The sequence below is a fragment of the Pseudomonas sp. SIMBA_068 genome (genome assembly GCF_046534705.1).
GTDB lineage: Bacteria > Pseudomonadota > Gammaproteobacteria > Pseudomonadales > Pseudomonadaceae > Aquipseudomonas > Aquipseudomonas putida.
This window is the reverse complement of sequence record NZ_JAWRYI010000644.1, coordinates 1-267: the sequence shown is the minus strand read 5'-3', so window position 1 is coordinate 267 and position 267 is coordinate 1. Positions and strand designations below refer to the sequence as shown.

The 267-nt window shown below is 61.4% G+C and carries 1 protein-coding gene; it reads left to right on the top strand.

The genetic code is table 11. The annotated features are described in order from the left end of the window. On the top strand, positions 1–267 hold a 267-nt coding region (locus tag SB756_RS30800), incomplete at both ends, for an amino acid permease (protein WP_410913333.1).

The following is a 267-nucleotide window of genomic DNA, read 5'->3' as shown; positions in this document are numbered from 1 at the left end:
CTGACGGCGGCGCTGTCGGTGTACAACAGCGGTGTGTACTGCAACAGCCGCATGCTGTTCGGCCTGGCCGAGCAAGGCGACGCCCCGAAGTCGCTGATGAAGCTCAACAAGCAAGGCGTGCCGATCCGCGCCCTGGCGATTTCGGCGCTGGTGACGATGCTGTGTGTGGTGGTCAACTACGTCGCCCCAAAAAGTGCCCTGGAGTTGCTGTTTGCGCTGGTGGTTGCCTCGTTGATGATCAACTGGGCGCTGATCAGCATCACCCAC